Annotated in this window: 23 protein-coding genes; 9 read left to right on the top strand and 14 right to left on the bottom strand. The window is 52.6% G+C overall.

Going from position 1 to position 22995, the window contains the following annotated elements:
- Nucleotides 1-14: 14 nt before the first annotated feature.
- The 3 genes from kdgA to zwf all read right to left on the bottom strand — a co-directional run bounded on the left by kdgA (nt 15) and on the right by zwf (nt 4211).
- Nucleotides 15-656 carry a bifunctional 4-hydroxy-2-oxoglutarate aldolase/2-dehydro-3-deoxy-phosphogluconate aldolase gene (kdgA, locus tag OGY17_RS09815; RefSeq protein WP_003034901.1) on the bottom strand — a complete coding sequence of 214 codons (642 nt, stop codon included), beginning with the start codon at nt 654-656 and terminating at the stop codon, nt 15-17.
- Between the two features lie 34 nt (nt 657-690).
- Nucleotides 691-2502 carry a phosphogluconate dehydratase gene (gene edd, locus OGY17_RS09810; RefSeq protein WP_008785050.1) on the bottom strand — a complete coding sequence of 604 codons (1812 nt, stop codon included), beginning with the start codon at nt 2500-2502 and terminating at the stop codon, nt 691-693.
- A gap of 233 nt (nt 2503-2735) precedes the next feature.
- A complete protein-coding gene (zwf, locus tag OGY17_RS09805; RefSeq protein WP_003833817.1) occupies nt 2736-4211 on the bottom strand; it encodes a glucose-6-phosphate dehydrogenase in 1476 nt (491 codons plus the stop codon).
- A gap of 364 nt (nt 4212-4575) precedes the next feature.
- On the opposite strand from zwf, the gene OGY17_RS09800 reads away from it, so the two are divergent.
- Entirely contained in the window at nt 4576-5445 is an 870-nt protein-coding gene (locus OGY17_RS09800; RefSeq protein ID WP_153753969.1) for a MurR/RpiR family transcriptional regulator, read from the top strand.
- Between the two features lie 119 nt (nt 5446-5564).
- On the top strand, nt 5565-7007 hold the full coding sequence (gene pyk, locus OGY17_RS09795) for a pyruvate kinase (protein WP_003034890.1): 1443 nt from the start codon (nt 5565-5567) through the stop codon (nt 7005-7007).
- A gap of 46 nt (nt 7008-7053) precedes the next feature.
- Here the strand turns inward: pyk and lpxM are convergent, their stop codons facing one another.
- From lpxM to znuA, 3 genes are all read right to left on the bottom strand, one after another.
- Complete coding sequence (gene lpxM / locus OGY17_RS09790; protein WP_020996628.1) at nt 7054-8025, bottom strand: lauroyl-Kdo(2)-lipid IV(A) myristoyltransferase; 972 nt, start codon at nt 8023-8025, stop codon at nt 7054-7056.
- A 119-nt stretch (nt 8026-8144) separates the two neighbouring features.
- Entirely contained in the window at nt 8145-9464 is a 1320-nt protein-coding gene (mepM, locus tag OGY17_RS09785) for a murein DD-endopeptidase MepM (protein ID WP_003833825.1), read from the bottom strand.
- A 15-nt stretch (nt 9465-9479) separates the two neighbouring features.
- Entirely contained in the window at nt 9480-10424 is a 945-nt protein-coding gene (gene znuA, locus OGY17_RS09780; protein WP_153752793.1) for a zinc ABC transporter substrate-binding protein ZnuA, read from the bottom strand.
- Between the two features lie 78 nt (nt 10425-10502).
- Between znuA and znuC the strand changes: the two genes are divergently transcribed.
- A complete protein-coding gene (gene znuC / locus OGY17_RS09775) occupies nt 10503-11258 on the top strand; it encodes a zinc ABC transporter ATP-binding protein ZnuC (protein WP_003833829.1) in 756 nt (251 codons plus the stop codon).
- Entirely contained in the window at nt 11255-12040 is a 786-nt protein-coding gene (gene znuB / locus OGY17_RS09770; RefSeq protein WP_003034874.1) for a zinc ABC transporter permease subunit ZnuB, read from the top strand. The genes znuC and znuB overlap by 4 nt, the downstream gene beginning before the upstream one ends.
- Nucleotides 12041-12118: 78 nt before the next feature.
- Here znuB and ruvB read toward each other — a convergent pair whose 3' ends face one another.
- The 6 genes from ruvB to aspS all read right to left on the bottom strand — a co-directional run bounded on the left by ruvB (nt 12119) and on the right by aspS (nt 17375).
- Nucleotides 12119-13129 (bottom strand): Holliday junction branch migration DNA helicase RuvB, encoded by a 1011-nt coding sequence (gene ruvB / locus OGY17_RS09765; protein WP_284961938.1) that lies wholly within the window; start codon nt 13127-13129, stop codon nt 12119-12121.
- A gap of 8 nt (nt 13130-13137) precedes the next feature.
- Nucleotides 13138-13749, bottom strand: a complete 612-nt coding sequence (gene ruvA / locus OGY17_RS09760; RefSeq protein ID WP_003034869.1) for a Holliday junction branch migration protein RuvA — start codon at nt 13747-13749, stop codon at nt 13138-13140.
- 80 nt (nt 13750-13829) lie between these two features.
- On the bottom strand, nt 13830-14351 hold the full coding sequence (gene ruvC / locus OGY17_RS09755) for a crossover junction endodeoxyribonuclease RuvC (protein WP_003034867.1): 522 nt from the start codon (nt 14349-14351) through the stop codon (nt 13830-13832).
- Between the two features lie 34 nt (nt 14352-14385).
- Nucleotides 14386-15129: a YebC/PmpR family DNA-binding transcriptional regulator gene (locus tag OGY17_RS09750; RefSeq protein ID WP_003833836.1), complete on the bottom strand. Its 744-nt coding sequence runs from the start codon at nt 15127-15129 to the stop codon at nt 14386-14388.
- A gap of 28 nt (nt 15130-15157) precedes the next feature.
- Nucleotides 15158-15601 (bottom strand): dihydroneopterin triphosphate diphosphatase, encoded by a 444-nt coding sequence (nudB, locus tag OGY17_RS09745; RefSeq protein WP_003034863.1) that lies wholly within the window; start codon nt 15599-15601, stop codon nt 15158-15160.
- Between the two features lies 1 nt (nt 15602).
- The gene (aspS, locus tag OGY17_RS09740; protein WP_003833841.1) at nt 15603-17375 is read right to left on the bottom strand and encodes an aspartate--tRNA ligase; all 1773 of its coding nucleotides are present in this window, start codon (nt 17373-17375) and stop codon (nt 15603-15605) included.
- A 287-nt stretch (nt 17376-17662) separates the two neighbouring features.
- Here aspS and OGY17_RS09735 point away from each other — a divergent pair, with 287 nt between their 5' ends.
- The 5 genes from OGY17_RS09735 to cmoB are packed head-to-tail and all read left to right on the top strand — an operon-like array spanning nt 17663 to nt 21241.
- Nucleotides 17663-18229, top strand: coding sequence for a hydrolase (locus tag OGY17_RS09735; RefSeq protein WP_286607108.1), 567 nt, complete (start codon nt 17663-17665; stop codon nt 18227-18229).
- Entirely contained in the window at nt 18226-19044 is an 819-nt protein-coding gene (locus OGY17_RS09730) for a DUF72 domain-containing protein (RefSeq protein ID WP_252430975.1), read from the top strand. Before OGY17_RS09735 ends, OGY17_RS09730 begins: the two co-directional genes overlap by 4 nt.
- A 52-nt stretch (nt 19045-19096) precedes the next feature.
- Nucleotides 19097-19492, top strand: a complete 396-nt coding sequence (locus OGY17_RS09725) for an MAPEG family protein (RefSeq protein ID WP_003833847.1) — start codon at nt 19097-19099, stop codon at nt 19490-19492.
- Between the two features lie 40 nt (nt 19493-19532).
- On the top strand, nt 19533-20276 hold the full coding sequence (cmoA, locus tag OGY17_RS09720; protein ID WP_008785057.1) for a carboxy-S-adenosyl-L-methionine synthase CmoA: 744 nt from the start codon (nt 19533-19535) through the stop codon (nt 20274-20276).
- Nucleotides 20273-21241, top strand: a complete 969-nt coding sequence (gene cmoB, locus OGY17_RS09715) for a tRNA 5-methoxyuridine(34)/uridine 5-oxyacetic acid(34) synthase CmoB (RefSeq protein WP_003833851.1) — start codon at nt 20273-20275, stop codon at nt 21239-21241. Before cmoA ends, cmoB begins: the two co-directional genes overlap by 4 nt.
- 234 nt (nt 21242-21475) lie before the next feature.
- On the opposite strand, the gene cutC is transcribed toward cmoB, so the two are convergent.
- A complete protein-coding gene (cutC, locus tag OGY17_RS09710) occupies nt 21476-22222 on the bottom strand; it encodes a copper homeostasis protein CutC (RefSeq protein WP_204558105.1) in 747 nt (248 codons plus the stop codon).
- A 2-nt stretch (nt 22223-22224) separates the two neighbouring features.
- On the bottom strand, nt 22225-22791 hold the full coding sequence (locus tag OGY17_RS09705) for a VOC family protein (protein WP_174771411.1): 567 nt from the start codon (nt 22789-22791) through the stop codon (nt 22225-22227).
- Between the last annotated feature and the right edge of the window lie 204 nt (nt 22792-22995).

The following is a 22995-nucleotide window of genomic DNA, read 5'->3' as shown; positions in this document are numbered from 1 at the left end:
TACGCATTAACGGCTTACTGCTTCGCGCCTTCTACTGCTTCACGAGCCAGCTTGGTAATACGATCGTAATCACCCGCTTCCAGCGCATCCGCCGGAACCAGCCAGGAACCACCGATGCACAGCACGCTTTTCAGTGCCAGGTAGTCACGGTAGTTCGCCGGAGAGATACCGCCGGTTGGGCAGAAACGCACCTGAGAGAACGGACCCGCAATTGCCTGCAGCGCTTTGGTGCCACCATTTGCTTCAGCAGGGAAGAATTTGAACTCTTTCAAACCGTAGTCCATACCCAGCATCAGTTCAGACACGGTGCTGATACCAGGGATCAGCGGAATAGTGCCTTCCGTTGCGGCTTTCAGCAGCGGCTCGGTCAGGCCCGGGCTGATAGCAAACTGCGCACCGGCTTCGGTTACTTCAGCCAGCTGTTGCGGATTCAGTACAGTACCTGCACCAACGATAGCGTCCGGAACTTCTTTTGCGATCGCGCGAATGGCATCCATCGCACATGCGGTACGTAAGGTCACTTCCAGAACGCGCACGCCGCCTGCAACCAGCGCTTTTGCCATCGGCACTGCGTGTTCCAGTTTATTAACCACGATAACCGGTACAACCGGGCCAGTGGTCAGGATTGCTTCTGCACTTGTCTTCCAGTTTTTCATCAGAGTTTTCTCTCGCCTGATTACAAAATAAGTCTTAAAAAGTGATACAGGTTGCGCCCTGTTCCGCACCGGACAGCTTTTCACGCAACGCGCTGAACATTTCACGGCCTGTGCCCACGCGCGATGCGCTGAGGTCAGGAATGTGAGGCTGACGAGAAGCAAGTTCCTCTTCATCAACCAGCAGCGTCAATTCACCTGTCTGTCCATTCACACGAATGATGTCGCCATCGCGTACTTTTGCCAGTAGCCCGCCATCATAGGCTTCTGGGGTTACATGGATTGCTGAAGGCACTTTACCTGAAGCACCTGAAAGTCGTCCATCGGTAACTAACGCAATTTTGAAACAACGGTCCAATAATACACCAAGTGGCGGCATGAGTTTATGTAATTCTGGCATTCCGTTTGCTTTTGGTCCCTGATGGCGCACAACGACTACGCAATCACGGTCGAGCAGTCCCGCATCGAAGGCCGGCAATACATCATGCTGACTTTCAAAAACAACCGCGGGCGCTTCAATTACCTGATTTTCTACCGGAACCGCCGACGTTTTCATCACAGCACGTCCGAGGTTACCGCTCAGCACTTTGGTACCGCCGTGGTGGGAGAATGGCTGATCGATGGTAGCAATCACATTGCTGTCCAGCGACTTCGCCGCCCCTTCACGCCAGTCCAGCTCACCATCGTTGAGCCAGGGTTCCATGGTGTAACGCGATAAACCAAACCCGGCAACGGTGTTCACATCTTCATGCAGCAGACCCGCGTTCAGCAGTTCGCGCATTAACACCGGCACGCCACCCGCTGCCTGGAAGTGGTTAATATCTGCCGGACCATTCGGATACAGACGCGCCATCAACGGCACGATATCGGACAGATCGGAGAAGTCGTCCCAGTTAATCAGAATCCCGGCTGCACGCGCCATCGCAACCAGGTGCATTGTATGGTTGGTTGACCCCCCGGTCGCCAGCAGCGCGACAATACCGTTCACCACTACTTTTTCATCGATCATTTTACCGATCGGCATCCATTCATTGCCGTTGCCGGTCAGACGCGTTACCTGACGAGCAGCCGCGGCGGTCAACGCTTCGCGCAGCGGGGCATCCGGGTGTACGAATGAGGACCCTGGCAGTTGCATCCCCATAAACTCCACCACCATCTGGTTGGTGTTTGCGGTGCCATAGAACGTACAGGTCCCCGGTGCGTGATAAGACGCCGCTTCGGATTCAAGCAGCGCCATGCGATCGACTTTGCCTTCAGCATACAGCTGACGGATACGCACTTTTTCTTTGTTCGCCAGACCGCTCGCCATCGGGCCGGAGGGAATAAAGATCGAAGGCAGATGACCAAATGACAGTGCCGCCATCACCAGACCCGGGACAATTTTGTCGCACACGCCAAGGAATAACGCGCCGTCGAACATATTGTGTGAGAGGCCGACAGCAGCCGACATCGCAATCACTTCGCGACTCAGCAACGAAAGCTCCATCCCATCCTGTCCCTGGGTCACACCGTCGCACATCGCAGGAACACCGCCAGCGACCTGGCCTACCGCATTGGCTTCATGCAGCGCTTTACGAATGATGTCCGGATAATGTTCGTACGGCTGATGCGCGGAAAGCATGTCGTTATAGGAGGTAATGATCGCGATATTGTTACGCAGCATGCTTTTCAGCGAGGCCTTGTCATCCGGCTGGCAGGCAGCAAAACCATGCGCCAGGTTACCGCACGCCAGCTGTGAACGATGAACGGTAGTCGATTTCGCTTGTTCAATACGGGCAAGGTAGGCGGAACGCGTGTCGCGAGAACGTTCGACAATACGTTTTGTTACGCGTAACAAATTCGGATTCATAGAGGCTCCTAAAATTTATCTGTCAGAGCGTTGGATCAACAATGTGTTTCAGTTGGGTTAAAAGCAGCTGAATCGCTTGTTAGCCGTAGCTCAGGGGCAAAATCGTTTCAGGCAGTGTAATAAAAAAAGCCCCGCGGGTGAATCCACGCGGAGCTTAAAAGTGCAAAAATTATTCTACAATCTGTGTTAGATCATGTTACCGGTAAAATAACACCTATGGGCTAGATGATATTTTACTCGAATTCGTTCCAGGAACGACCATCACGGGTAATCATGGCCACAGAAGCAACCGGTCCCCAGGTGCCTGCCTGATACGGCTTCGGCGCGTCGTTGTCCATCGCCCAGGCTTCGGTAATGGAGTCGACCCACTTCCATGCTTCTTCAACTTCATCACGGCGCACAAACAGCGCCTGAATGCCGCGCATCGTTTCAAGCAGCAGGCGCTCGTAGGCGTCGGCAAGGTGCGTCTGGTTGAAGGTTTCTGAATAGCTCAGATCAAGCTTGGTAATTTGCAGATTATGCTTGTGATCCAGACCCGGCACTTTGTTCAGTACCTGGATATCGACACCTTCATCAGGCTGCAAACGGATGGTCAGCTTGTTCTGCGGTAGATCCTGCCAGGACTCTCTGAACAGATTCAGCTCAGGCGTTTTGAAGTAAACCACCACTTCAGAGCACTTGGTCGGTAAACGCTTACCGGTACGCAGGTAGAACGGTACGCCCGCCCAGCGCCAGTTATCGATATCCACACGGATCGCCACAAACGTTTCCGTGTTGCTGCTCTTGTTCGCGCCTTCTTCTTCCAGGTATCCCGGAACTTTTTTGCCCTGGGCAAAACCGGCGGTGTACTGACCACGAACTGTCTTTTCACGTACGTTCGAACGATCGATGCGACGCAGTGATTTCAGGACTTTCACTTTTTCATCACGGATGCTGTCGGCGCTCAGATCGGACGGCGGAGACATCGCGATCATGCACAGGATCTGCAGCAGGTGGTTCTGGATCATGTCGCGCATTTGACCGGCCTGGTCAAAGTAGCCCCAGCGCCCTTCGATGCCCACTTCTTCCGCCACGGTAATTTCTACGTGGTCGATAGTGCGGTTATCCCAGTTATTCACAAACAGGGAATTGGCAAAACGCAGTGCCAACAGGTTCAGTACCGTCTCTTTGCCGAGATAGTGGTCGATGCGGTAAACCTGGCACTCTTCGAAATACTCGCCAACCTGATCGTTGATTTCACGGGATGTTGCCAGTGATGTTCCCAGCGGTTTTTCCATCACCACGCGGGCAGGCTTAGCATTCAGCTTTGCTTCACCCAGACCTTTGCAGATCGCGCCAAAGGTGCTCGGCGGCATTGCGAAATAGTTGATGGTGGTACGTGATTTTTGATCCAGCATTTTGCCCAGACGCTTAAACGCGGCGGTATCGTTGACGTCCAGGTTACAAAACTCAAGACGACCGCTGAGGGTTTCCCACAAACTTTCGTCAATTTTTTCTTTCATGAAGGTTTCGAGCGCTTCGCGCACAACCTTGGTATAGGCTGCTTTGTCCCAGTCGGCACGCCCAACCCCAATGATGCGGGTATCCGGGTTAATCTGGCCGGCCTTTTCCAGTTGATACAGGGAAGGCAGCAATTTCCGCCGCGCCAGGTCGCCCTTCGCGCCGAAAATGACCAGATCACATGCCTGGGCTGTTTGCGTTACCGCCATGTCATTCTCCTCAATTAAGTGCCTGGTGCTTTTGCCAGACACTGGTTGTAATTTTATTACAGTGCACTGTACTGCTTTTACGTGAATCCGGAAACCGTAAACGCTTATCCAGCCGTGCTGTTACCGCGAACAGCCGCTTTATTGGCGTATAACCCATCAAAATGGATAAAAAAGTCGTCTTTTTCGTACCCATGAAGAAGTATGAAAATCCGACTCCGATCATGTAATGAAAAAAAACAACAACTATTTTGTCCATTTTGCCCCGTTGCTGCACTAGCAGGGGTACTATCTACCAGAGTTACCACTCGATTTCCCCTTATCGTTGAAATCGTTTTTGCCCATGACCCATGAGTCTACCTACATCATGAATATGCTGGAAAAAGTCCAGTTAAAACTGGAACATTTGAGCAAGTCAGAGCGTAAAGTCGCCGACATTATTCTTGCCTCTCCCGAGCAGGCAATTCACTCAAGCATCGCTGCGCTTGCTGTAGAAGCCAACGTCAGCGAACCGACGGTGAACCGTTTCTGTCGTAGCATGGATACGCGCGGCTTCCCTGATTTTAAACTGCATCTGGCACAAAGTCTGGCAAATGGTACCCCTTATGTTAATCGCAATGTGGATGAGGATGACAGCGTAGAATCTTATACGGGGAAAATCTTCGAATCGGCGATGGCAAGCCTTGACCACGTTCGTCAGTCACTGGATAACGCGGCGGTAAACCGGGCGGTAGATTTGTTAACCCAGGCAAAGAAAATAGCCTTCTTTGGTTTAGGTTCTTCCGCCGCGGTAGCGCACGACGCGATGAACAAATTTTTCCGCTTTAACGTACCGGTAATCTATTCCGACGACATTGTCCTGCAACGTATGAGTTGTATGAATTGTAGCGACGACGACGTCATTGTGCTTATTTCTCATACTGGAAGAACCAAAAGTCTGGTTGAACTGGCGCAGTTAGCAAGGGAAAACGACGCTATGGTTATCGCCCTCACCTCTCCCGGGACGCCACTGGCGCGTGAAGCCACGCTGGCTATTACCCTCGATGTACCGGAAGATACTGACATTTATATGCCCATGGTCTCTCGACTTGCTCAACTGACCGTGATAGATGTGCTGGCTACAGGATTTACTTTGCGCCGAGGGGCAAAATTTAGAGATAACTTGAAGCGTGTCAAGGAAGCGCTCAAGGAATCGCGTTTTGATAAAGAATTACTCATCAAGAGTGATGACCGCTAAAAGCAATAACAATGTTCTACCCTTTTATCATCCGGGTCGTTCATTTTACCGTTAATGTTTGAGAACGGCCGGATTAATGTTCACGCAACACCTAGTTGTTTCAGTCAACGGAGTATTACATGTCCAGAAGGCTTCGCAGAACCAAAATCGTTACCACGTTAGGCCCGGCAACTGACCGCGATAACAACCTTGAGAAGATTATCGCCGCGGGTGCGAACGTCGTACGTATGAACTTTTCCCACGGCTCTCCAGAAGATCACAAACTGCGGGCGGATAAGGTCCGTGAAATTGCCGCAAAACTGGGACGTCATGTAGCTATTTTGGGTGACCTGCAGGGACCTAAAATCCGCGTATCTACCTTTAAAGAAGGTAAAGTTTTTCTTAATGTTGGCGACAAGTTCCTGTTAGACGCCAACCTCGGTAAAGGCGAAGGCGACAAAGAAAAAGTCGGCATTGATTATAAGGGACTGCCTGCAGACGTCGTGCCTGGCGATATCCTGCTGCTCGACGACGGGCGCGTACAGCTTAAAGTGCTGGAAGTTCAGGGCATGAAAGTCTTCACCGAAGTCACTGTCGGTGGCCCGCTGTCCAATAACAAGGGCATAAACAAACTGGGCGGCGGTCTCTCTGCTGAAGCCCTGACCGAAAAAGACAAAGCCGACATCATTACCGCAGCGCAAATCAGCGTTGACTATTTGGCTGTCTCCTTCCCGCGTTGCGGCGAAGATCTAAACTATGCCCGCCGTCTGGCGCGCGACGCCGGTTGCGATGCGAAAATTGTCGCCAAGGTAGAACGTGCAGAAGCCGTCTGCGACCAGAATGCGATGGATGACATCATCCTGGCTTCTGACGTAGTGATGGTAGCCCGTGGCGACCTGGGTGTTGAAATCGGTGACCCTGAGCTGGTAGGTATTCAGAAAGCGTTGATTCGTCGTGCGCGTCAGCTAAACCGTGCGGTCATCACCGCCACACAGATGATGGAGTCGATGATCACCAACCCAATGCCGACTCGTGCGGAAGTGATGGACGTGGCTAACGCCGTCCTCGACGGCACCGATGCCGTGATGCTCTCTGCCGAAACAGCAGCAGGTCAGTACCCGGCGGAAACCGTCGCGGCAATGGCGCGCGTTTGCCTGGGTGCAGAGAAGATCCCAAGCATCAACGTCTCTAAACACCGTCTTGACGTGCAGTTTGATAACGTTGAAGAAGCGATTGCGATGTCAGCGATGTACGCTGCTAACCACCTTAAAGGGGTCACTGCTATCATTGCTATGACGGAGTCCGGTCGTACTGCGCTGATGACTTCTCGTATCAGTTCCGGTCTGCCAATTTTCGCGATGTCTCGTCATGAACGTACGCTGAATCTGACCTCTCTGTATCGCGGTGTCACCCCGGTTCACTTTGACAGCGAAACAGATGGCGTCGTTGCCGCCAATGAAGCAGTGAACCTGCTGCGTGATAAAGGCTATCTGGTTTCCGGCGATCTGGTGATCGTGACACAGGGCGATGTGATGAGCACTATTGGCTCAACTAACACCACGCGTATCCTGACCGTCGAGTAACACCAGCGTTTGATGTAAAAAAGCCTCTCGTTTGAGAGGCTTTTTTTTATTTCTTCGGATAGAGATCTTTGCGCTTATAGGGCTCAATCTCGCCGGGTTTACGCGTCTTAAGCAGTTTCAGTATCCAGGTATATTGTTCGACATGAGGCGTGACAAAAATTTCCACCTCTTCGTTCATTCGTCTGGCAATGGTGTGGTCATCCGCTGTCAGGATGTCATCCATCGGAGGACGGACCTTAATCGTCAGGCGGTGAGTTTTACCGTCATACACCGGAAACAGCGGCACTACACGCGCGTGGCAAACCTTCATCAAGCGACCAATTGCCGGTAACGTTGCTTTATAGGTAGCAAAAAAATCGACAAACTCGCTGTGCTCAGGTCCATGGTCCTGATCCGGCAAGTAATATCCCCAATATCCCTGACGTACAGACTGAATAAACGGTTTGATGCCATCATTACGCGCATGTAATCGACCTCCGAAACGACGGCGTACCGTGTTCCAGACGTAATCAAATACCGGGTTTCCCTGATTGTGGAACATTGCTGCCATTTTCTGTCCCTGGGAAGCCATCAGCATCGCCGGGATATCTACGCCCCAGCCATGAGGAACGAGAAAAATCACTTTTTCATCGTTGCGGCGCATCTCTTCGATGATTTCAAGGCCCTGCCAGTCAACCCGATTCTGAATTTTCTCCGGCCCTCGCAGGGCGAGTTCCGCCATCATGACCATCGCCTGAGGGGCGGTCGCGAACATCTCATCAACAATGGCTTCGCGCTCAGCTTCGCTGCGTTCAGGAAAACAAAGTGATAAATTGATCAGCGCTCTGCGACGTGAGCTTTTTCCCAAGCGTCCAACCATCCGTCCGAGCTTTGCCAGAATAGGATCGCGAAATGACGCCGGCGTTAACGCAATCCCAGCTATCGCCGCTACACCCAGCCAGGCGCCCCAGTAGCGCGGATAGCGAAATGATTTATCAAACTCAGGGATATACTCAATATTCTTTTTTTTCGTTTCCATGCTCTTCCAGTGTCTGGTGCGGCGAAAAGTAGATCTGCTGATAGTGTAGCGGCGCACGATGCGCCGTACAAAATAAAAAAGCCGGCACGCATCGCGTACCGGCTTTATCAGTGTGCTAATTAATCAAAACGTAGCTGAGGCATAACTTCTTTCACCTGCGCCAGATAATCGGTGCGATCCGAGCCGGTCAGACCTTCTGTACGCGGCAGTTTCGCCGTCAGAGGGTTCACGGCCTGCTGGTTGATCCACACTTCGTAGTGCAGATGCGGACCTGTTGAACGCCCGGTGTTACCTGACAGCGCGATACGATCGCCACGTTTCACTTTTTGACCTGGTTTCACCAACAGCTTACGCAGGTGCATATAACGGGTGGTGTAGGTACGACCATGACGAACCGCAACATAGTATCCGGCAGCGCCGCTACGCTTCGCTACGACCACTTCACCATCGCCTACCGACAGTACTGGCGTCCCCTGCGGCATCGCAAAGTCGACACCTTTGTGCGGCGCTACGCGTCCAGTCACCGGATTCAGGCGACGCGGGTTAAAGTTCGAGGAGATGCGGAACTGTTTCGCCGTCGGGAAACGCATGAAGCCTTTCGCCAGCCCGGTACCGTTACGGTCATAGAACTTACCGTCTTCAGCACGGATGGCGTAATAGTCTTTGCCTTCAGAACGTAAACGCACGCCCAGCAACTGGCTTTGCTCGCGCTTACCGTCCAGCATTTCGCGAGACATCAGCACTGAGAACTCATCGCCTTTTTTCAGTTTGCGGAAATCCATCTGCCACTGCATGGCCTTAATCACCGCGCTGATTTCAGAGCTGGTCAGTCCGGCCTCTTTGGCGCTGGCGACGAAGCTTCCGCCCACCGTGCCTTTGATACGGCTGTTAACCCAATCGCCCTGCTGCATTTCACTGCTCATTTTGAAACCTGTCGCAGTGCGATCGTAAGTGCGGGTTTCACGGCGGGACACTTCCCAGGTCAGACGCTGCAGGTCACCTTCCGCGCTTAAGGTCCAGGATAACTGCTGACCAATTTTCAGATTGCGCAGTTCTTTATCGGAAGCAGCGAGCTGACTGATGTCGCCCATATCGATGCCGTACTGATTCAGAATACTGCTCAGCGTATCGCCTGTGGAGACGACATACTCATGCACGCCGGCTTCACCAGACGTTTTGTCATCCAGTTCATCCTGCGGAATGGCTTCGTCTTCCTGCGCGGCCTGATCGATAGGTTCACTGGCCTCAGGCAACAGTGAACGAATCTCGCTTTTTTCCAGCTCGATAGTTTTAACGATGGGTGCAGAATCGGGATGGTAAACATAAGGCCGCCAGACGGCGACGGCCAATGTCAGTACGGTAAGCGACCCCAGCATAACGCGATGGGGTCGCGGCAGATTATTAAATGCCAGAGCGACAGAGCGGGCTATCTGTTGCACGTATTCACTTCCTCATTAATCTCCTTTCAGGCAGCTCGCATACTGGTTGGCTAATTGGTTCAAAAACGCTGAATAGCTTGTTTTACCCAGTTTGATATTCGTTCCGAGCGGATCCAACGTTCCCATTCGAACGGATGTCCCTCTCGCGACGGCTTCAACGACCGCTGGCCTGAACTGTGGCTCAGCAAAAACGCAGGTTGCTTTTTGCTCAACCAACTGTGTTCTTATTTCATGTAAACGCTGCGCACCAGGTTGAATCTCAGGGTTCACGGTAAAGTGACCAAGCGGTGTTAGTCCGTAGTGTTTTTCGTAGTAGCCATAGGCGTCATGAAAAACGAAATAACCTTTTCCCTTGAGCGGTGCGAGCTCGTTACCTACCTGCTTATCGGTTGCGGCTAATTGTGCCTCAAAATCCTTCAGGTTGGCGTCAAGTTTGGCTCGACTTTGCGGCATAAGTTCCACTAATTTTTCATGGATTGCAACCGCTGAGGCCCGCGCTATCTCTGGGGAAAGCCAAAGATGCATGTTGTAATCGCCATGATGGTGATGCTCGTCACTTTTTTCACTGCCAGCATCATTGTGTCCATGATCGTCATCGTCGTCATCAGCACCTTTCATGAGTAACGGTTTCACGTCATTGAGCTGCGCAATCGTTACCTGTTTCGCGTTAGGAATATTCTTGACTGACTTTTCCATAAACGCTTCCATCTCAGGCCCAATCCAAACAACTAAGTCCGCGCCCTGTAAGCGTTTTACGTCTGATGGACGCAGTGAATAGTCATGTTCGGAAGCCCCGTCAGGCAGGAGAACCTCAGTGTCTGTTACCCCGTCTGCAATGGCTGAAGCAATAAACCCCAGCGGCTTGAGCGAGGCCACCACAGCGGCATTTACTGCCTGTGTTGCACTACCCCAAAGAGCAGCGGATAATGCTGCGAAAAGAAGCGTATTTTTATGTAACATAATGCGACCAATCATCGTAATGAATGTAAGAAATGTGATATTATAACATTCTATAACTTCTGCAAGACTAAAATTGATATGACGACTTTGGTTTCACTGGAAAATGTCTCGGTCTCTTATGGTCAACGCCGCGTCCTGTCTGACGTATCGCTTGAACTTCGACCCGGTAAAATTTTAACGCTTCTCGGCCCAAATGGCGCCGGGAAGTCTACGTTGGTGCGCGTTGTATTAGGGCTGGTAGCGGCTGATGAGGGAGTAATCAAGCGTAATGGTCAATTGCGGATTGGCTATGTACCGCAAAAACTGTACCTCGATACTACGCTGCCACTGACGGTAAGTCGGTTTATGCGCTTACGTCCCGGCACCAAAAAAGAGGATATCCTTCCGGCACTGAAGCGAGTTCAGGCCGGGCATCTAATGGATGCGCCGATGCAAAAGCTCTCTGGCGGGGAAACGCAACGCGTCCTGTTGGCCCGTGCTTTATTGAATAAACCTCAGCTACTGGTGCTCGATGAACCAACCCAGGGCGTGGATGTCAATGGGCAGGTCGCACTGTACGACCTTATCGACCAGTTGCGACGTGAACTGGATTGCGCCGTACTGATGGTTTCCCATGACCTGCATCTGGTGATGGCCAAAACCGATGAGGTACTGTGCCTGAACCATCATATTTGCTGTTCCGGTGCGCCGGAAGTGGTTTCTATGCACCCGGAATTCATCTCAATGTTCGGGCAACGCGGCGCCGAACAACTCGGAATTTACCGTCATAATCACAATCACCGCCACGATTTACAGGGTCGTATCGTTTTACGCCGGGGAAATGGTCACTCATGATTGAATTGTTATTACCCGGCTGGTTAGCTGGGATCATGCTGGCCTGTGCTGCTGGCCCACTCGGCTCGTTTGTAGTCTGGCGTCGAATGTCTTATTTCGGTGATACGCTGGCCCACGCTTCGCTGCTGGGTGTCGCCTTTGGCCTGCTGCTGGATGTAAACCCTTTCTATGCGGTTATCGCCGTCACCCTGTTGCTGGCTGGCGGTCTGGTATGGCTGGAGAAGCGCCCTCACCTTGCGATCGATACCTTGCTGGGTATTATGGCGCACAGCGCATTGTCATTGGGGCTGGTTGTTGTCAGCCTGATGTCCAACATCCGTGTGGATCTGATGGCTTACCTGTTTGGTGATTTGCTCGCCGTGACGCCAGAAGATCTTATCTCCATCGCCATCGGCGTGGTTATTGTTCTGGCGATTCTGTTCTGGCAGTGGCGTAACCTGCTGTCGATGACCATCAGTCCGGATCTGGCATTTGTCGATGGCGTGAAGCTGCAACGCGTGAAGCTGCTGCTGATGCTGGTTACGGCGTTAACGATTGGCGTGGCGATGAAGTTTGTCGGGGCGCTGATTATCACCTCACTGCTTATCATCCCTGCGGCGACCGCCCGTCGCTTTGCCCGTACGCCGGAGCAGATGGCAGGGGTTGCCGTTGGAGTGGGAATGATAGCAGTTACAGGCGGGCTGACCTTCTCGGCCTTCTATGACACCCCGGCAGGTCCTTCCGTGGTGCTGTGCGCCGCGCTGCTGTTTATTTTCAGCATGATGAAAAAGCAAGCGAGCTAAGCATGCGTTGCCCGGTGGCGCTGCGCTTACCGGGCCCACAAAATCGCCCAGGCCTGATGAGCGTCGCGACATCAGGCATTAAGGCATCTGTGGCGGTGTAATGCCAAAATGGTTCCAGGCGCGCACGGTTGCCATACGTCCACGCGGCGTACGTTGTAGAAAACCTTGCTGAATCAGATACGGCTCCAGCACGTCCTCAATGGTTTCACGCTCTTCCCCAATCGCCGCTGCCAGGTTATCCAGTCCTACCGGTCCGCCAAAGAATTTATCGATAACCGCCAGCAGCAGCTTACGGTCCATATAATCGAATCCTTCCGCATCCACATTGAGCATATCCAGCGCCTGGGCGGCAATATCAGCCGAAATCGTGCCGTCATGCTTCACTTCAGCGAAATCGCGTACCCGGCGTAATAAACGGTTGGCGATACGCGGCGTACCGCGGGCGCGGCGTGCCACTTCCAGCGCGCCTTCATCGCTCATTTCCAGGCCCATAAAGCGTGCGCTACGCCCAACAATGTGCTGCAGGTCTGCCACCTGATAGAACTCCAGGCGCTGCACAATACCAAAACGGTCACGCAGCGGAGACGTTAACGACCCGGCGCGCGTCGTCGCCCCGATTAGCGTGAACGGCGGCAGATCGATCTTAATCGAACGGGCAGCCGGCCCTTCACCAATCATGATATCCAGTTGATAATCTTCCATCGCCGGATACAGCACCTCTTCCACCACCGGTGACAGACGATGAATTTCATCGATAAACAGCACATCGTGGGGTTCAAGGTTGGTAAGCATTGCCGCCAGATCACCCGCTTTTTCCAGTACCGGACCAGACGTGGTGCGCAGATTAACGCCCATTTCATTGGCGACAATATTGGCAAGCGTAGTTTTACCAAGACCAGGAGGACCGAAAATCAGCAGGTGATCGAGAGCATCACCGCGCAGCTTCGCCGCCTGGATAAAAATCTCCATTTGCGAACGAACCTGAGGCTGGCCAATATACTCTTCCAGCAATTTTGGGCGAATCGCACGATCCACCAGATCTTCAGGGGTAGTGTTGACAGCCGAAATCAGGCGATCTGCTTCAATCATCCTTTACCTCACAATGCCGCGCGAAGCGCTTCACGAATCAGGGTTTCACTGCTGGCATCAGGGCGGGCAATTTTGCTCACCATGCGGCTGGCTTCCTGTGGTTTATAGCCCAACGCCACCAGCGCAGCAACCGCTTCCTGCTCGGCGTCGTCCGTTGTCGGGCTTGCCGGAGACGTCAGGACCAGATCCGCCGCTGGTGTAAAGAGATCACCATGCAAACCTTTAAAGCGGTCTTTCATTTCTACAATCAGGCGTTCTGCGGTTTTCTTACCAATACCCGGTAATTTCACCAGCGCGCCCAGCTCTTCCCGCTCCACGGCATTAACAAACTGCTGAGCAGACATACCGGAGAGGATCGCCAGCGCCAGCTTCGGCCCCACGCCATTGGTTTTGATTAACTCTTTAAACAGCGTGCGCTCTTGCTTGTTGTTAAAGCCATACAATAGCTGAGCATCTTCTCGCACCACAAAATGGGTGAAAATAATCGCTTCTTGCCCGGCTTCCGGCAACTCGTAGAAACAGGTCATCGGCATATGCACTTCATAGCCTACCCCGCCCGTTTCCAGAAGGACCAGCGGGGGTTGTTTTTCAATAATGATGCCTCTGAGTCTGCCTATCACGTGACGCTCCTGCGTTAAGGGCTAAAAGGTAATGCGCTATCATAAAAAAAGGCTGGATAGATATCCAGCCTCATTTGTCACTAACGTAACCGACCTCGCGCCAAATTCAGCCTCGACTCGCTCATTTGCATGGCGTTCTGACTGACATGGCAGTGGGTAATGGCAATCGCTAGTGCATCCGCGGCATCTGCTTGCGGATTCGCCGGGAGTTTTAGCAGCGTGCGTACCATATGCTGGACCTGGCTTTTTTCCGCGCTACCGATCCCCACCACGGTCTGTTTTACCTGGCGGGCCGCGTATTCAAAGACCGGTAGATCCTGATTGGTCGCCGCAACGATTGCCACGCCGCGAGCCTGTCCCAGCTTTAGCGCCGAGTCGGCGTTCTTCGCCATAAAAACCTGCTCAATGGCAAAATAGTCCGGCTGAAACTGGGTGATGATTTCCGTCACGCCCGCGTAAATCAACTTCAGACGTGACGGGAGATCGTCGACTTTGGTGCGAATGCAGCCGCTGCCGAGATAGGTCAACTGCCTGCCGACCTGACGAATAACGCCATAACCGGTGATGCGAGACCCCGGGTCAATGCCGAGAATAATAGACATCACGCATCTCCTGTTATTTTATGGCTTAACCACATCATTCTAAGGTGGCAGCAACCTCATCGGAGATTTCACCGTTGTGGTAAACTTCCTGCACGTCGTCGCAGTCTTCCAGCATATCGATCAGACGCATCAGCTTCGGCGCTGTTTCTGCATCCATATCCGCTTTGGTGGATGGGATCATAGACACTTCAGCTGCGTCCGCTTTCAGACCAGCCGCTTCCAGCGCGTCACGCACTTTGCCCATCTCTTCCCACGCGGTGTAAACGTCAATTGCGCCGTCGTCGAAGGTCACAACGTCTTCAGCACCTGCTTCCAGCGCCGCTTCCATGATGGCGTCTTCGTCGCCCTGTTCAAAGGAGATCACGCCTTTTTTGCTGAACAGATAAGCCACGGAACCGTCGGTACCGAGGTTACCACCCGTTTTCGTGAACGCGTGACGCACTTCCGCAACGGTACGGTTACGGTTGTCAGACAGACATTCAATCATAACGGCTGTACCGCCAGGACCGTAACCTTCATAGATGATGGTTTCCATGTTGGAATCTTCATCACCACCCACACCGCGCGCGATTGCACGGTTCAGGGTGTCACGGGTCATGTTGTTAGCCAGCGCTTTATCAACCGCTGCACGCAGACGCGGGTTAGCATCCGGATCGCCGCCGCCCAGTTTAGCCGCCGTCACCAGCTCACGAATTATTTTGGTGAAAATTTTACCGCGTTTAGCATCCTGCGCTGCTTTACGGTGTCTGGTGTTGGCCCATTTACTATGACCTGCCATAAATAATATCTCCAAAAAGCGCGCCTTTTCAGGCGACGTTAATTACAAACTCTTCAATCGCCTGCCGGTTACTCCACGACTTGGTTAATTGGGCGGCTTCAACCGCATTAACCCAACGATAGGTCAGATGTTCGGTGAACACGATCTCTCGTTCTGAGGGAAGTGCCAGGCAAAACCAGGATTCAGTATTACGTTCAATTCCCGGTGCATAGCGATGACGTAAATGGCTAAAAATCTCAAACTCCACCGTGCGCTGACAGTCAATTAAGGTCAGTTGCTCAGATGCAACATCAATGGCGACCTCTTCCTTTACTTCGCGCATAGCGGCTTGCGACGCGGTTTCACCTTCTTCAAGGCTGCCGGTGACCGACTGCCAGAAATCAGGATCGTCGCGTCGCTGTAACATCAGCACTCTCCCGGTGTCCTTTGCATAAATCACGACTAACACCGAGACAGGCTGTTTATATGTCATATCAGTTATTCTCGGCCTTCTTAACAACCTGAATGCTCAGTTCCGCCAGCGCAGCTGCGTTGGCAAAGCTTGGCGCTTCAGTCATCAGACACGCTGCAGCCGTGGTTTTCGGGAAAGCAATAACGTCACGAATGTTGTCAGTACCGGTCAACAACATAGTCAGACGGTCCAGACCAAACGCCAGGCCCGCATGCGGCGGTGTACCATATTTTAGCGCATCCAGCAGGAAGCCGAATTTCTCACGCTGTTCTTGCTCATTAATGCCCAGAATACCGAATACAGTTTGCTGCATGTCGCCGTTGTGAATACGCACGGAACCGCCGCCTACTTCGTAGCCGTTGATGACCATATCGTACGCGTTGGCAACCGCGTCTTCCGGCGCAGCTTTCAGCTCAGCGGCCGTCATATCTTTCGGCGCGGTGAACGGGTGGTGCATTGCGGTCAGCCCGCCTTCACCATCGTCTTCGAACATTGGGAAGTCGATAACCCACAGCGGCGCCCATTTGGCTTCGTCGGTGATGTTCAGGTCTTTACCCAGTTTCAGACGCAGCGCGCCCATCGCGTCGGCAACCACTTTCTTGTTGTCGGCACCGAAGAAAATCATGTCGCCGTCTTGTGCACCGGTACGTGCCAGAATCGCTTCCACAATTTCTGCGTTCAGGAACTTAGCAACTGGGCTGGTAATACCTTCCAGACCTTTCGCACGTTCGGTGACTTTGATGTAAGCCAGGCCTTTCGCGCCGTAAATCTTGATAAAGTTACCGTAATCGTCGATCTGCTTACGGCTCAGCGCAGCACCGCCCGGTACACGCAGAGCAGCTACGCGGCCTTTCGCATCGTTTGCCGGACCAGAGAACACTGCGAACTCAACGTCTTTCACCAGATCGGCAACGTCAACCAGCTCCATCGGGTTACGCAGGTCTGGTTTATCGGAACCGTAACGACGCTCAGCTTCGGCAAAGGTCATGATCGGGAAATCACCCAGATCGACACCTTTCACTTCCAGCCACAGATTACGCACCAGCGCTTCCATCACTTCACGCACCTGCGGTGCGGTCATGAAGGAAGTCTCAACGTCGATCTGGGTAAATTCAGGCTGACGGTCAGCACGTAAGTCTTCATCACGGAAGCATTTAACGATCTGATAGTAGCGGTCAAAGCCAGACATCATCAGCAGCTGTTTAAACAACTGAGGTGATTGCGGCAGCGCGTAGAATTTACCTTTATGTACGCGAGAAGGTACCAGGTAATCGCGCGCGCCTTCCGGCGTCGCTTTGGTCAGCATCGGTGTTTCGATGTCGAGGAAGCCGTGGTCGTCCATAAAACGACGCACCAGACTGGTGATTTTGGCACGCGTTTTCAGGCGCTGCGCCATTTCAGGGCGACGCAGATCTAAATAGCGATACTTCAGTCGCGCTTCTTCGGTGTTGACGTGGTTAGAGTCCAACGGCAGCGAGTCTGAACGGTTGATGATGGTCAGATCGGAGGCCAGCACTTCAATTTCGCCCGTCGCCATATCGGCGTTGACGTTTTTCGCGTCACGCGCACGCACGGTGCCCGTAACCTGGATGCAGAACTCATTACGCAGTTCGGAGGCCAGCTTTAACGCGTCCGCACGGTCCGGATCGAAAAATACCTGCACGATACCTTCGCGGTCGCGCATATCGATAAAGATCAGGCTACCAAGATCACGACGACGGTTGACCCAACCACACAGAGTCACCTGCTGCCCCTCGTGGGACAGACGTAGCTGTCCGCAATATTCTGTACGCATGAGATATCCCTTAACTTTGCCGCAGGCGGATTGTCACCTGTCTCGCAGATGACGAAGTCGCAGCTTTAGCTGAATGTCACAACTGAATGAAAAAAGGCGGCTATTATACTGGAAATTCTGCCGCACGATAAGAGCCTACTGGGATAGACTCTCAGTCCGGTACTGACTGTACGCCTGTTTCCTGGACGGGCATTGCGTAATCTCACAAAAAATAACAAAAATTGTCGCCCCTTTCACACTGATTCGCGATTAAGGTGTAACGGAATTCTTTTATTACTGGAGTGACCATGCTGGAATTGAACGCTAAAACAACCGCCCTTGTCGTAATTGATTTACAGGAAGGGATCCTGCCTTTCGCTGGCGGCCCTCATACGGCACATGATGTGGTTACCCGCGCAGCGCAGTTGGCGGAAAAATTCCGTGCCCACGGTTCCCCGGTGGTACTGGTGCGCGTCGGCTGGTCTGACGATTACGCCGAAGCGCTGAAACAACCCGTAGATGCTCAGACTCCGGCAAAAGCGTTGCCTGAAAACTGGTGGGATTACCCGGCGGCTCTGGGGAAATGCGCCAGCGATATCGAAGTGACTAAACGCCAGTGGGGAGCCTTCTATGGTACCGATCTGGAATTGCAGCTGCGTCGCCGGGGTGTTGATACCATCGTCCTGTGCGGCATCTCGACGAACATTGGCGTTGAGTCGACGGCGCGAAATGCGTGGGAGCTGGGTTTAAGTCTTATCATTGCAGAGGATGCCTGTAGCGCCGCCAGTGCTGAGCAACACCAGGGCAGCATGACCCACATTTTCCCGCGCATTGCGCGCGTTCGCAGCGTGGAGGAGATTCTGCAAGCGCTATGATTTATATCGGTTTACCCCAGTGGTCGCATCCAAAATGGGTGCGTCTGGGGATCACCAGCCTTGAAGAGTATGCCCGCCACTTTAACTGCGTGGAGGGCAATACCACGCTGTATGCGCTGCCTAAATCCGATATTGTTGCCCGCTGGCAGGCACAGACCACCGATGCGTTTCGATTTTGTTTTAAATTTCCGGCGACCATTTCGCATCAGGCTGCGCTGCGTAATTGTGATGACCTGGTACAGGAATTTTTTACGCGCATGTCGCCGCTGGAATCGCGCATTGGACAATACTGGCTGCAATTACCTGCGACTTTTAGCCCACGCGATCTGCCTGCCCTGTGGCAGTTTCTCGATACGATCCCGAAATCCTTTACCTACGGTGTGGAAGTTCGCCATCCAGACTTTTTTGCCAAAGGCGAAGCCGAGCAGCTATTTAATCGCGGTTTACACGAGCGTGGAGTAAACCGGGTGATTCTGGACAGCCGCCCGGTGCATGCCGCAATCCCGCATACTGAAGCAATACGCGACGCCCAGCGCAAGAAACCGAAGGTTCCGGTGCATGCGGTAATGACGGCAAACCATCCGATGGTACGCTTTATCGGTAGCGATAATATGGCACAAAACAGCGAGCTTTTTGCCGTCTGGCTGACCAAGCTGTCGCTATGGCAACGCACCACGACGCCGTATCTGTTTTTGCATACGCCGGACATCGCGCAGGCCCCGGAGCTTGTTGATACGCTATGGGCAGATTTACGCAGCGCCCTGCCAGAGATCGGATCAGCACCCTCTATTCCACAGCAATCTTCTCTTTTCTGAAAATGCCACCTATCATAGTCAGTGCCAGCAGCCATTTTAAAAGGGAGTTTGTATGGTAAGCGCGCTTTATGCCGTATTGGGTGCGTTATTGTTAATAAAGTTCTCCTTTGACGTCGTTCGCCTGCGCATGCAATATCGTGTTGCCTATGGCGATGGAGGTTTTAGTGAACTGCAAAGCGCTATCCGTATTCACGGTAATGCGGTGGAATATATTCCCGTCGCGTTAGTGCTGCTGTTATTTATGGAAATGAACGGCGCAGAGACGTGGATGGTGCATATTTGCGGGCTGATGTTGATTGCCGGACGGCTGATGCATTATTACGGATTCCACCACCGGCTCTTCCGCTGGCGCCGTTCAGGCATGAGCGCAACCTGGTGTTCGCTGTTGCTAATGGTGCTGGCGAATCTTTGGTATATGCCCTGGGAGTTGGTTTTCTCCCTGCATTAGCGCACAATACGCCACTTTATTTTTCCCGGATTTTTACGTTATGTCTCACCGCGACACGCTTTTTTCTGCGCCTATCGCCAGTCTGGGTGACTGGACCTTTGATGAACGGGTAGCTGAAGTCTTCCCGGATATGATCCAGCGTTCCGTTCCTGGCTATTCCAATATCATTTCTATGATTGGCATGCTGGCCGAACGTTTCGTACAACCCAACACGCAGGTCTACGATCTGGGCTGTTCTCTGGGCGCGGCGACGCTCTCGGTGCGTCGCAATATTCATCACGAGAATTGCAAAATTATTGCCGTCGATAACTCCCCGGCGATGGTTGAGCGCTGCCGTCGTCATATTGATGCCTATAAGGCACCGACTCCGGTTGAGGTTGTCGAAGGCGATATTCGCAACATTACTATCGAAAACGCCTCGATGGTGGTGCTGAATTTTACCCTGCAATTCCTTGAGCCACCTGAGCGCCAGGCATTGTTGGATAAGATTTATCAAGGGTTGAATCCCGGCGGCGCGCTGGTGCTGTCTGAAAAATTCAGTTTCGAAGACGCTAACGTTGGCGAACTGCTGTTCAACATGCACCACGACTTCAAACGGGCCAATGGCTACAGCGAGCTGGAAATTAGTCAGAAACGCAGCATGCTGGAAAACGTGATGCTGACCGACTCGGTAGAAACGCACAAAGCGCGACTGCATCAGGCTGGCTTTGAGCACAGCGAATTGTGGTTCCAGTGCTTCAATTTTGGCTCTCTGGTGGCGTTGAAAGCTGAGGTTGGCGCATGATCGATTTTGGTAACTTTTATCAGTTGATTGCCAAAAATCATCTGTCCCATTGGCTGGAAACGCTTCCGGCGCAAATCGCTGCCTGGCAGCGCGATCAGCATGGTTTATTTAAACAATGGTCAAACGCCGTCGAGTTTCTGCCCGAGCTGACGCCGCATCGTCTGGATTTACTACACAGCGTTACCGCAGAAAGTAAAGAACCGCTCAGCGAAGGCCAGCTTAAACGTATCGACACCCTGATGCGTAACCTGATGCCATGGCGTAAAGGACCGTACTCGCTGTACGGCGTCAACATCGATACCGAATGGCGTTCCGACTGGAAGTGGGATCGCGTTCTGCCGCACTTGTCTGATCTCACCGGCCGTACCATTCTTGATGTTGGCTGTGGCAGTGGTTATCACATGTGGCGCATGATTGGCGCTGGAGCGCATCTGGCGGTTGGGATCGATCCTACGCAACTGTTTCTGTGCCAGTTTGAGGCGGTACGTAAACTGCTGGGCAATGACCAGCGTGCTCACCTGCTGCCGCTGGGTATTGAGCAACTTCCAGCGCTAAACGCCTTTGACACCGTGTTCTCCATGGGCGTGCTTTATCACCGCCGATCGCCGCTGGAACATCTGTGGCAGTTGAAGGATCAGTTGGTTAAAGATGGCGAGCTGGTGCTGGAAACGCTGGTCGTCGAAGGTGATGAAAATACCGTTCTGGTGCCGGGCGATCGCTACGCGCAAATGCGTAACGTCTACTTTATTCCATCTGCGTTGGCTTTAAAAAACTGGCTGGAAAAATGCGGTTTTGTTGATGTGCGCATCGCCGATGTCTGCGTCACCACCACCGAAGAGCAACGCCGCACCGAGTGGATGGTAACCGAGTCGCTGGCCGACTTCCTCGATCCGAACGACCACAGCAAAACGGTGGAAGGCTACCCCGCCCCATTACGTGCAGTATTGATTGCGCGTAAGCCGTAATAGATTGCCGAATGACCGTTACGTATAGCACCGTTTCTCCAAAATAGTTCAAGTTGCAGCAAGGCGGCAACGCAGCAAATCCCCGGGAGCGTAGATAACTACGTGACCGGGGTGCGCGAGGCGGCCAACGCTGCTGCGGCTTGAAATATGAAGGAGAAAAAAAGGCCCCTGTTGAAATTGCAGGGGCCTGGTACGAGCAAGCATCATATTGGGCGACATGATGCAACGGTAAAATCAGTTGGCCTGATGGTGTGCAATGATTGCTTTCATTTCAGCAACCGCCGTCCCGTCTACCGCATAGCGCGAATACTCATCCGCCTGCGCATCCGAAGACATCGACAACCCCGAATTGCGATAACGCATTGGTGAAGCCAGCCATACTCCGGCAGAACTGTGGACTTCCTGCACTCCAGCATCAAGGAACAGGGACAAATTCGAGGCGCGAACCCCCGCTCCGGCCATAATGATTGGAGCACCGGGCTGCGCAATAAGTTCCATTATTTTTGTTAAACCTTGCGCCGCATCTGATTTTTGCCCTGAAGTGAGTACTCTGGCAATGCCCAAATCAGCTAATTTTTTAAGCGCATTGAGTGGGTTAGCACACATATCAAAGGCCCGATGAAAAGTGACTTGCAGCGAACCGGCGGCAATCATTATTTTCTCCATGCGCGGCATATCGACATTGCCATCCACATCTAAAATGCCGGTCACCAGCCCTGAGAATCCCAGCTCCCTGACCATCACAATATCATCCAGCATTGCAGCAAATTCACCTTCGGTGTAGCAAAAGTCGCCTCCACGTGGGCGAATAATGGGATTGACGGGAATCGAAATGTGCTGGCGAACGGAACGCAAGACGCCCAGTGACGGCGTTAAGCCCCCTTCTTTGGGTGCCGAGCATAGTTCAATACGATCCGCGCCGTTTTGCTGCGCCGTGCGCGCGCACTCCATGCTGTAACAGCAGATTTCCAGTATAGCCATGCTCACTCCTGACGTTCGCTTGCCACAATGGTTTCAATCGACCACGGATGGAATTTTATCGTCACGCTACCATCGCTAACCGCCAGCGTCGGATTCGGTAAACGCTCATGCTCACCTTTTGGCGAGCTGGTTTTCACAAAAATGCCCGGTTGACTCAGACCGTGATCGGAAAGCAGCGCCAGCGCTCGCGCATTCAGCGTTTCCGCCTCTCCCGGCAGAACAATTTCAATATGTTCCCAGCCTTCATGTGGGTAGCGTTTTTCGCCCGGCCACGGCAGTTCGACGATGGAAAATTGCCAATGTTGCACACAAACCGGCTCATGCAGTTTAAAAAGACAAATAGGTCTGCCGTTAATGATGTTTTCTGACAACAATTCACCGCACTGTTCAAACCCACGACGCCAGCGCTCTGCGGTGGTATTTTGATGGCAACGCAAGGAAATGTGATCGGCTTCCAGGCCTGTGATATCCAGCCCAAGACGGGTAGAAAGTTCCGTTAATGCCTGCGTGAAATGCGGTAAATCTGCAGAAATATCCTGTAGTTCTGCAACGGTTTGCCAGTTCGCCATATTAAAAGCTCATATCCATGTTCAAAGTCGCTAATTTACTCTGTTGCGCTGCGCCATCCAACCGCTGTTTTCTCCGAACACATCATGAATAAATTTACGCCATTGCATTGTTTATATTTCAGGCTACTGGCGGTACACACAATGCTGACGGCAACGGGCATTTGCAGTATACTCCCGCCCTTAATTCTTAAACTGGTGCGGTGA

The organism is Citrobacter sp. Cpo126, from assembly GCF_030332445.1.
Lineage (GTDB): Bacteria > Pseudomonadota > Gammaproteobacteria > Enterobacterales > Enterobacteriaceae > Citrobacter > Citrobacter portucalensis.
Note: the sequence above shows the minus strand (reverse complement) of the source record. Positions and strands in the feature narration are given on the sequence as shown.

Bases quoted from the DNA above. Each gene is read 5' to 3' on its own strand.
- cmoA (WP_008785057.1), top strand. From the start codon at position 19,533: ATGTCTCACCGCGACACGCTTTTTTCTGCGCCTATCGCCAGTCTGGGT.
- OGY17_RS09730 (WP_252430975.1), top strand. From the start codon at position 18,226: ATGATTTATATCGGTTTACCCCAGTGGTCGCATCCAAAATGGGTGCGT.
- ruvC (WP_003034867.1), bottom strand. From the start codon at position 14,351: ATGTCTATTATTCTCGGCATTGACCCGGGGTCTCGCATCACCGGTTAT.
- znuA (WP_153752793.1), bottom strand. From the start codon at position 10,424: ATGTTACATAAAAATACGCTTCTTTTCGCAGCATTATCCGCTGCTCTT.
- kdgA (WP_003034901.1), bottom strand. From the start codon at position 656: ATGAAAAACTGGAAGACAAGTGCAGAAGCAATCCTGACCACTGGCCCG.
- pyk (WP_003034890.1), top strand. From the start codon at position 5,565: ATGTCCAGAAGGCTTCGCAGAACCAAAATCGTTACCACGTTAGGCCCG.
- znuB (WP_003034874.1), top strand. From the start codon at position 11,255: ATGATTGAATTGTTATTACCCGGCTGGTTAGCTGGGATCATGCTGGCC.
- znuC (WP_003833829.1), top strand. From the start codon at position 10,503: ATGACGACTTTGGTTTCACTGGAAAATGTCTCGGTCTCTTATGGTCAA.
- cmoB (WP_003833851.1), top strand. From the start codon at position 20,273: ATGATCGATTTTGGTAACTTTTATCAGTTGATTGCCAAAAATCATCTG.
- aspS (WP_003833841.1), bottom strand. From the start codon at position 17,375: ATGCGTACAGAATATTGCGGACAGCTACGTCTGTCCCACGAGGGGCAG.
- zwf (WP_003833817.1), bottom strand. From the start codon at position 4,211: ATGGCGGTAACGCAAACAGCCCAGGCATGTGATCTGGTCATTTTCGGC.
- nudB (WP_003034863.1), bottom strand. From the start codon at position 15,601: ATGACATATAAACAGCCTGTCTCGGTGTTAGTCGTGATTTATGCAAAG.
- OGY17_RS09725 (WP_003833847.1), top strand. From the start codon at position 19,097: ATGGTAAGCGCGCTTTATGCCGTATTGGGTGCGTTATTGTTAATAAAG.
- OGY17_RS09800 (WP_153753969.1), top strand. From the start codon at position 4,576: ATGAATATGCTGGAAAAAGTCCAGTTAAAACTGGAACATTTGAGCAAG.
- edd (WP_008785050.1), bottom strand. From the start codon at position 2,502: ATGAATCCGAATTTGTTACGCGTAACAAAACGTATTGTCGAACGTTCT.
- ruvB (WP_284961938.1), bottom strand. From the start codon at position 13,129: ATGATTGAAGCAGATCGCCTGATTTCGGCTGTCAACACTACCCCTGAA.
- lpxM (WP_020996628.1), bottom strand. From the start codon at position 8,025: ATGGAAACGAAAAAAAAGAATATTGAGTATATCCCTGAGTTTGATAAA.
- OGY17_RS09735 (WP_286607108.1), top strand. From the start codon at position 17,663: ATGCTGGAATTGAACGCTAAAACAACCGCCCTTGTCGTAATTGATTTA.
- OGY17_RS09750 (WP_003833836.1), bottom strand. From the start codon at position 15,129: ATGGCAGGTCATAGTAAATGGGCCAACACCAGACACCGTAAAGCAGCG.
- OGY17_RS09705 (WP_174771411.1), bottom strand. From the start codon at position 22,791: ATGGCGAACTGGCAAACCGTTGCAGAACTACAGGATATTTCTGCAGAT.
- cutC (WP_204558105.1), bottom strand. From the start codon at position 22,222: ATGGCTATACTGGAAATCTGCTGTTACAGCATGGAGTGCGCGCGCACG.